At 76.9% G+C, this 4,372-nt stretch carries 3 protein-coding genes; 1 reads left to right on the top strand and 2 read right to left on the bottom strand.

Annotated elements, in window-relative coordinates; translation table 11 throughout:
* Positions 1-2,866, top strand: a 2,866-nt coding sequence (locus tag AKI01S_RS47175) for an ATP-binding protein (RefSeq protein ID WP_067833266.1), incomplete at its 5' end; no start/stop codon positions are given.
* Here the strand turns inward: AKI01S_RS47175 and AKI01S_RS47170 are convergent.
* The gene (locus tag AKI01S_RS47170; protein WP_067833264.1) at positions 2,863-3,534 is read right to left on the bottom strand and encodes a response regulator; all 672 of its coding nucleotides are present in this window, start codon (positions 3,532-3,534) and stop codon (positions 2,863-2,865) included. The genes AKI01S_RS47175 and AKI01S_RS47170 overlap by 4 nt on opposite strands.
* Positions 3,531-4,372, bottom strand: an 842-nt coding sequence (locus tag AKI01S_RS47165) for a sensor histidine kinase (RefSeq protein ID WP_067833261.1), incomplete at its 5' end; no start/stop codon positions are given. The genes AKI01S_RS47165 and AKI01S_RS47170, both read right to left, overlap by 4 nt.

Here is a 4,372-nt window from a genome sequence, read left to right as displayed (position 1 = left end):
GGCGCTGGCGGACGCGGCGGGGCTGGCGTTCGCCGAGGGGCCCGCCGCGCGGCTGGAGGGGCTGCGGTGGGCGGCGCTGGAGGAACGCGTCGACGCCGACCTGGAGCTGGGCCGCCACGCCGAGCTGATCCCGGAACTGGAGGCGCTGGCCGCCGACGACCCGCTGCGGGAGCCGCTGCGCGGCCGGCTGATCCGCGCGCTGTACGCGGCGGGGCGGCAGGCCGACGCGCTGGCCGAGTACGCGTCGGTCAAGCGGGAGCTGGCCGACGCGCTGGGCGTCGATCCCTCCCCCGACCTGGAGGCGCTGCACCTGTCGGTGCTGCGGCAGGACCCGGCGCTGCGGGCGCCGCGCCCGCCCTCCCCGCGCGTCGCGGGGAACCTGCGGCCCCGGCTGACCAGCTTCGTCGGGCGGGAGGAGGACCTGACCCGGGTCCGCAAGCTGCTCGCCGGGGAACGCCTGGTCACGCTGGTCGGGCCGGGCGGCGCGGGCAAGACGCGGCTGGCGCGCGAGGCGGGGGAACGGGCGCGGGACGACGCCGCCGACGGGGTGTGGTTCGTCGGGCTCGCCCCGGTCGACGACCCGGCGGAGGTGCCGTCGGCGGTGCTGTCGGTGCTGCGGCCGCGCGAGGTCGCGCTGCTGTCCACCGGGCACGGCGGGCTCGTGGTCGGCGAGGCCGCCGACCCGCTGGACCTGCTGGCCGGGGCGCTGGCGGACCGCGCGGCCCTGCTGGTCCTGGACAACTGCGAGCATCTGCTGGACGCCGCCGCCCGGCTGGCCGACCGGCTGCTGGCCGACTGCCCGGACGTGCGGATCCTGGCGACCAGCCGCGAACCCCTCGGGATCACCGGGGAGGTCCTGTGGCCCGTCGGCCCGCTGGGCCTGCCCCCGGAGGCGGCCGGGCCGGCGGAGGCGATGGCGTCGCCCGCCGTCCGGCTGCTGGCCGACCGCGCCGCGGCCGTCGCGCCGGGGTTCGCGGTCACCGGCGCGAACGTCGGGCACGTCGTGCGCGCCTGCCGCTCCCTGGACGGCATGCCCCTGGCCATCGAGCTGGCCGCCGCGCGGCTGCGGTCCATGACGCCCGCGCAGGTCGCGGCGCGGCTGGACGACCGGTTCCGGCTGCTGCGGTCCGGCAGCCGCACCGCGCTGCCCCGCCACCAGACGCTGCGGGCCGTCGTGGACTGGAGCTGGGACCTGCTCGCCGCGCCCGAACGCGCCCTGTGGCGGCGGCTGGCGGTCTTCCCCGGCGGCGCGACCCTGGAGGCCGCCGAACACGTCTGCGCGGGCGGCGTCCTCGACCGGGACGAGGTCCTGGACGTGCTGACCGCGCTCGTCGACAAGTCCCTGGTCGTCCTCACCGACACCGACGCGCCGCACGGCCCGCGCTACCGGATGCTGGAGACGATCCGCGCCTACGGCCTGGAACGGCTCGCCGAGGCGGACGAGGAGGAGCGGGTCCGGCTGGCGCACGCCGGATACTTCGCCGCGCTGGCCGAGGAGGCCGAACCGCACCTGTACCGGCACGAGCAGCTCGACTGGCTGGCCCGGCTGGCGGACGACCGGGACAACCTGCACGCCGCGCTGCGCTGGGCCACCGCGCGGCGGAACGCGCCGCTGGCCGTGCGGTTCTGCGCCGCGCTCGGCTGGTACTGGTTCCTGACCGGACAGTTCCGGGAGAGCGGCGAGTACGTCGAGGCCGCCCTGGCGCTGCCCGACCCGCCCGCCGACGCCACCACCGCGCTGGCCCTGGCGATCGCCGCGATCACCGCGATGGACAACGAGCGGCGGGAGCGGCAGATCCGCGACTGGCTGGTGCGCGCCAACCGGATCTGCGAGGAGCTGGGGGACGTGCCGCTGCACCCGGTGCTGCGGATGATGAACGTGACCTTCGACATGTACCTGCGGGGCTGGGACGAGGGCTCGCTGACCCTGGTCGACCGGCTGGTCGACGATCCCGATCCGTGGCTGAGCGGCCTCGGGCACTTCATCCGCGGCCAGATGGACCACAACTTCGGCCGCACCGAGGGCCTGGAACGGCGCTTCACCGCCGCCCGCGACCGGTTCCGCGAGGCGGGGGACCGCTGGGGGCTGTCGTTCACGCTCACCGCGCTGGCCGAGGCGCGCAGCCGCGTCGGCGACCACCACGCCGCGATCGCCCTGTACGAGGAGGCGCTGCGGCTCAACGCCATGCTCGGCGGCGGCGCGGTCACCCTCCTGCAGAACTACATGAAGCTCGCCAACGAACTGGACCTGGTCGGCGAACGCGACCGCGCGCTGGAACTGCTGGAGACCGCGCTGCGCGACACCGAGCGCGTGCGGAGCCGGGAGGGGGCGGCCTCGGTGCACTACTGCCTCGGCGTGCTGGCGCTGCGCTCGGGGGATCTCGCCGAGGCCGACGACCGGCTGGTCCGCGCCGAGGAACTGGTCTCCGTCGAGCCCCGCCCGCCCCAGTTCCGCGCGATGATCATGCTGGCGCGGGGGCGGCTCGCGCTGGCCGCGGGGGATGCCGGGACCGCCCGGTCCCGCGTGGCCGAGGCGCTGCGCGACGCGGTGCGCGCGCTGGACCACCCGATCGTCGCCGAGGCCCTGACCGGCCACGCCGCGCTCGCCCTGCACGAGGGCGACCCGGTCCGCGCCGCCGAGCTGCTCGGCAACGCCGAGGGCCTGCGCGGCGGCCGCGACCTGTCCCAGCCGGAGTCGGCGGAGCTGGAGGAACGCCTGCGCGCCGAGCTGCCCGAGGCCGACTTCGCCGCCGCCCACGCGCGCGGCCGCAGCCGTTCGTTCGACGAGACGGCGGCCCTGTTCGGCCTGGAACGCCCGGCGGCGCCCACCATCGCGGTCTCCCGCGGCCGCGCGCCCGCCGACTAGGGGGCGGGGGCGACCAGGCCGGACTCGTAGGCGACGATCACCAGCTGGGCACGGTCGCGGGCGCCGAGCTTGGCGAGCAGGCGGCCGATGTAGGTCTTCACGGTGGACAGGCTCAGGTGCAGGTGCTCGGCGATCTCGGTGTTGGACAGGCCGCCGGCGACCAGGGCGAGGACCTGGCGTTCCCGGTCGGTGACGCCGTCCAGCTCGCGCGGGAGCGAGTGGACGGGCCGGGGGTGGCGGGTGAACTCGGCGATGAGGCGGCGGGTCACGGTGGGGGCCAGGAGGGCCTCGCCCGCCGCGACGACGCGGATGGCGTGGAGGAGGTCGGCCGGCGGCGTGTCCTTGAGCAGGAAGCCGGCGGCGCCGGCGCGCAGGGCCGAGAAGACGTGCGCGTCCAGGTCGAACATGGTCAGGATGAGCACCCGGACCTCCGCGGTGTCCGCGGCCTGGTGGATCCGGCGGGTGGCCTCGATGCCGTCCAGGTGCGGCATGCGCACGTCCATCAGGACGACGTCGGGCCGTAGGGCGCGGGCGAGCTCGACGGCCTCGGCCCCGGTGGCGGCCTCGCCGACCACGGTGAGGTCGGGGGTGGTCTCGATGAGGGCGCGGAAGCTGCCGCGCAGCAGGGCCTGGTCGTCGGCGACCAGGACGCGGACCGGCCCGGTCACCGGCCGTCCCCGCCGAGGGGGAGCGGGAGGGTGGCCGTGACCGCGAAGCCGCCCCCGGGGCGGGGCCCGGCGCTGAAGGACCCGCCGTACATCGCGACGCGTTCCCGCATCCCGACCAGCCCGTGACCGCCGGGGCCCGGCCTCGGGGCCGGGCGGGCCGCGCCGTCGTCGACCACCTGGATGCTCACCCGGCGGGGCGAGACGTCCACCGTGGCCCGGCAACGGGTGGGCGCCGCGTGCTTGACCACGTTGGTGAGGGCCTCCTGGACGATCCGGTAGACGGTGAGCTGGAGAGCTTCGGGAAGACCGTACCCGCCGGAGACCGCGAGATCGACCTCGACCCCGGCGGCCCGGACGTGCTCGGCCAGGTCCTCCAGCCCGCCGACACCCGCCTGGACGGGGCCGGTCCCCGGCGCGGGGTCATGGCGCAGCACCTCCAGCAGGCGCCGCATCTCGGCCAGGGCGTCGCGGCTGGTCGTCTCGATGACCCGCAACGCCTCGCGGGCCTCCTCGGGGCGCGTCTCGGCGATGTGGTTGGCGACCCCCGACTTGACGGCGATCAGTCCCATGCCGTGCGTGACCACGTCGTGCAGCTCGCGCGCGATCCGCAACCGCTCGTCGGCCAGGATCCGGCGCGTCCGCTGCTCCTCCAGGCACGCCGCGTTCCAGGCGCGGCGCCACAGCAGGTGGCCGACCAGCCAGCCGCCGCCGAGCAGCAGCCAGGACGCCGCCGTCCAGCCGGCGGCCGCCACCGGGCCGTACCGGGGGTGGACGACCTGGGCGATCGCCGCGGCGGCCGTCGCGGCGCCCGCGCACGCCGCCAGCACGGGGGCCGACC

This window comes from Actinomadura kijaniata NBRC 14229 (assembly GCF_001552175.1).
GTDB lineage: Bacteria > Actinomycetota > Actinomycetes > Streptosporangiales > Streptosporangiaceae > Spirillospora > Spirillospora kijaniata.
The sequence above is the reverse complement of the archived record's forward strand: the minus strand, read 5'-3'. Positions and strand labels throughout refer to the sequence as shown.